Source organism: Vibrio sp. (assembly GCF_984391705.1).
The window spans coordinates 1-4,489 of record NZ_CFHWOM010000114.1 but is presented as its reverse complement, the minus strand read 5'-3'; the positions used below and the strand labels follow the sequence as shown (position 1 = coordinate 4,489).

The following is a 4,489-nucleotide window of genomic DNA, read 5'->3' as shown; positions in this document are numbered from 1 at the left end:
CAATATAAAACGTATGGTGGCAAGTCGCTCACTGAGTGGACGTACTCCTTATATACTGGCGCGAGTTATAGTTGGGAAAAGCTAACTTTAGGAATAGATGCCTTAGGTGGGAATACCATCAGTTACCAAGGGAACAGGCGCGATTCAGTTGATTATGGCGGGTCTATCTATGGAGTGTATGACTTTGCCGATAATTGGTCGTTTACTCTTGCAGCTGCAACGTCAGGCGCATATGCAGATGCTGAGCGAGGCACATTGGGCAATATCGATCTATTCGATGCAGACAAAGCCTCTTATTCAGCAGATATAACATTCTCATTCTAGGGAAATAAAAATAATAAAAGGATTCAATATGGACTTTAAAAAGATTGCATTAAGCTCCGCAATCACGGCTATTTTGGCTGGGTGTGGCGCTGATGATCAAGCATACGATTATCTATCTAAAGATGAAAATCAGGTTCAAATCTCTTCTATAACATCTTATGAACCTGTAACTGATTACAACGAAGTAAAAGAAATTCCGCTTCCCGGTGTTTGGATGTACCGTCCATCGACATCGTCAGCGCCACGCGATGCTGATATGTACGCTTATTTTGCAGGTGGTGAAGTTCTTGTCACTTTAAGCTTGACGAAAGACGGATTAGTTGCGAAGCGTATTGATCCTGACGTGGTCAAATATGATCCCAATAACCCTCAAGTTCTTGAGGAAAGCCGTTGGGCGGACAATATAGATTTGACGAGAGTATTAGAAATTCCGGGTACTTATACTGCATACCAATGTAGTGAAGACAACTACGGCGATTGTACAAACAAAGAGGAGGAGGTAGACGAGCTTGATGCTAAATGGTACGAACGTTCGCACTTTCTCCCTGATTATGAGGGCTTGAAAGCTTACATTAATGATATCAACGATTACTATGGCAGTGACGCACTATCGACTGAAGTAGCGATGAAAGAGTTCGACCCTGCAAATGGCGTGATCAATATTGAACTAGAGCGTCATTTTAAAGATGGTAATGGCAAAGCTCGCTTCTTTTATTCGTTTGTTCGTTTAGATAAGTATGCTGATGCGAACTACACTCCTATTTACCAAGCGCAAGCAGACCAAAATAAGTTTGGGTTCTTTACTAGCGAATTTAAAAAAGCTGACAACAATAACTCAACATCTTCTGAGTTTTCGAATGGCGCATACCTAAACCGATTCTCTCCAAATCTTGAATCTATTGATTTTTACCTTAGTGATGATTTTTTTGAAGAAGGCAATGAGATTTGGCTGAGAGCAACATTGGAAACTGTGGACACTATGGCAGCTCAAATGGAAGCCGCGGGTGTACCACCAGTTAAGATTATTAATAGAGATAGAGCTGCAAACATTGCGTCTGGTGACTTACGTTACAATGCTATTAACATGTTTGCGGAACCATCGGATGCCGGTTTACTTGGTTATGGTCCATCAGCTGCTAACCCATTAACTGGTGAGATTATTAGTGCATTTACGAATATGTACCCAGGAACTATTTTACGCACAGTTCCTAGACAATGGGATCAATTCGCACGTTTATATAATGCTCGTTTGTTAGCTGACCAAGCAACCGTTGTTGCTGAACCTGAAGAAGGTGCAGTTGCGGTAGCGAGTCAGTTGAAAGTTACAAACAACACACTTAACGAACGCCAGGAAAGTGCGTTTGACACGGGCTATGTATTACCTGATAGCGAAAGGCTTTTAGAGTTTGAAATGAAAGAGTTAAGAACTCTGGATTTAGAAAACCAAGTTAAAAATAGCGAAGGCTACGCGAACCTATTTGGGGAAGCAAAGGAAGCAGTGGATGCTGTTTTTGATAAAGATAAAGTCGAGGAGTTTTGGTCGCGCAACACCATGTTCTCTGCAAATAATGTTTGGGTATCAAGTACTGAAAAGAATGGTCTGCCTGGAATAGACTTCGACGAAGGTGGCTATTTTGACTCTAACAATGAGCTCAAAGATTTTGATCAGTTGAATTCACTTCAAAAAGAACAAGTAAGCGAAGTATTTGGCGTACACAATTACAAAACCACACTAGTTCATGAGCTTGGGCACAACCTAGGCTTGAGACATAACTTCGAAGGTTCTGCGGACAAAGCCAATTTTTATACCCAAGAGCAAGCTGATCAGATGGGGCTCAGAGGTATTCCTGCTGCAACTTCTATTATGGACTATGCTCCCTCTGAACTAGATATTGAACCTGTATTGGGTGCTTACGATATTGCTGCTCTAAAAGTTGCATATGCACGTGTGGTTGAAGATCAAGATGGAAATATACATAGCTTAGAACCATTTGATGCTAAGTACCGTAACCAGTATGAGCAAGCAGATATACCAACGAACACTGAACGTTCACCATTCTCACCAATCACTCAACTAGAGTTCTCATTGAATGATATCAATGATAGTGCGTTGGATTCCTATAAAGAGTTGGTCACTGCCTATGAAGCTGAGATGGTGACTTACAATGAAGCGCTAGCAGAGTACCAAGCTCAGATCGATGGTGGTACTCCGGCAGAAACACTGACTCAGCCGATCAAGCCAACAGAGCCAGAAGCTCCAGTCGAAATTGCAACAGAAATCAAAGAATATGGTTTCTGTACAGATGGTAACGTAGGTAGTACATGGGATTGTGATCGTCACGATGAAGGTACTGACCGTGTGGAAAGTGCAAGTTACCACTATCATAATTTAGAAAACTTCCATGATATGTTTAACTTCCGTGGTGAAGACTATAGCTTTACGGAGCGAGGTACAATCGGTCGCTATTTCTTCTTCCGTAATAGAATGATGGATATTGCAAGTCATGGCATGCAGTCTTGGGGCTTCATTACAATGGCTGCTGATTACAACGACTGGGATGATCCTCTTGTATTCGCTGAAGCTATGTGTGTAATTCAAGATAATGGTGAACCTCGTTGGCCGTTAGCGTGTGATTATTATAAGTCGGCAGAAAAAGCAGGAGAACTAATGGTTTCAATGCTTGCGACACCTGAAAAAACGTGTCAGGTAAAAGTGACCAAAACCTCAAATGGCTCTGAGACTTATGAAAATATTAGTTTAGAAGACATGTACGGAAAAGTGCGTTGGGACTTAAACGAAAACCATGAACTACCGCTCGATTGTTTTGATGCAACGTTAAATGCGCAGCTAGCAATCAACAATGCATCAGGCCAAAAAACTGAATCTTATGAAATTGTATCTGAGCTAAAAGGTGGTCAATACCTTAACCATCAGACGGCTGGTAGTACTGTAAACCATGAGATGAGTGATTGGTCTAACTATGATGAAATTGATGCGTTTGGTGTGTGGTTCTACCGTTTAATTGCTGCTCAGCAAATCGCTAGTCGTGACATGGTGTTGGGCGGTGACACTGCGATTATTGATATTCCATCTGTTCGTAAAAAAGTTGATGAGCTCGTTCGCCACTGGACATTGGGCTCAGAGTATTCTGGTTATCAGTTTATTGATAAAAATGGTGCTGAAGTAGTATCTCAAGTGCCATACGCGCCAGACTATACCGCTCAGAAGATTCGTCGACTGAACTACCCGGAAAATATTATTATGAGTTGGTTTACATATACAAACCGTACTCAAGATACTAACTTGGTTGAAGCAACACTCAAATCTTTAGCATACGATGCAGAATCTGTTCACCCAGAGAAGAAATTCTTGGCGCGTAACTTTATTGATTCAATATCGGTATTTGATACAACGGGCGAAACTGCGCGTGCAGATCATGTTACTTTGGAATTGGATGGCCGCCAGTATTCGGCAGGTGTTCAACACTCCATTGCTCGTGACATGATCACTCAGGCGAAAAGCTCGGCAGTATTCCAAACGGAAGAGTTCTTGAAAACACAACCGTCATTAGATGGCGTGAATGAATTTGTAAACTCTTATCAAGAGCAATGGGATACAGCAATTGAAAGTGCAACTAACTTCGGTACTTATTTACAGCAAGATAACTTCGGAGGTCAGAAATTGCGTCACCCAGGTGGTCATGCATTAATGACGGGTTCTGAGGCGATTTTCAATCAGATTAACGCTGGAACCATTCCTAGTTCTGAGCTGGCTACTTCTCTACATTCATTGATTGATAGCCTAGTGGCTAGTGGCCAACTGAAAGGTAACTCAGATGAAGATATTGCCGCAACAGGTTGTAAGACAACGTTCCATAGCGGTGTATGTATTGTGACCAGCACAGGGGCATTTACTCAAGATGCTATTGATGTAATCAACTACCCGGTTAGTTGGATTCCAACGTTCTACGCTGAGGCAAAAGAAGTATCACGTTTATTTGACGCTAACTTTTTGCAATCTAACTTGGAAAGTGAGTTGCTAGGAAAAGACTTCGATTTAATGAAGTCATACATTGGTACTGACTTTGAGTTATTGAAGTATCAAGAAGCTAAGATGTTAGAGAAACTGCCTCATTACGATCGTTAATGCATAGTACTCTAAACT

General features: G+C 41.6%; 1 protein-coding gene and 1 pseudogene. Both read left to right on the top strand.

Annotated features, from left to right (window positions below; genetic code table 11):
* A pseudogene (locus AC4MRV_RS21600) lies at positions 1-324 on the top strand (hypothetical protein); the annotation flags it as partial.
* A 28-nt stretch (positions 325-352) separates the two neighbouring features.
* On the top strand, positions 353-4,471 hold the full coding sequence (locus AC4MRV_RS21595) for a zinc-dependent metalloprotease (protein WP_491189339.1): 4,119 nt from the start codon (positions 353-355) through the stop codon (positions 4,469-4,471).
* Positions 4,472-4,489 lie beyond the last annotated feature (18 nt).

Coding starts and splice junctions, on each gene's coding strand:
- AC4MRV_RS21595 (WP_491189339.1), top strand. CDS start 353: ATGGACTTTAAAAAGATTGCATTAAGCTCCGCAATCACGGCTATTTTG.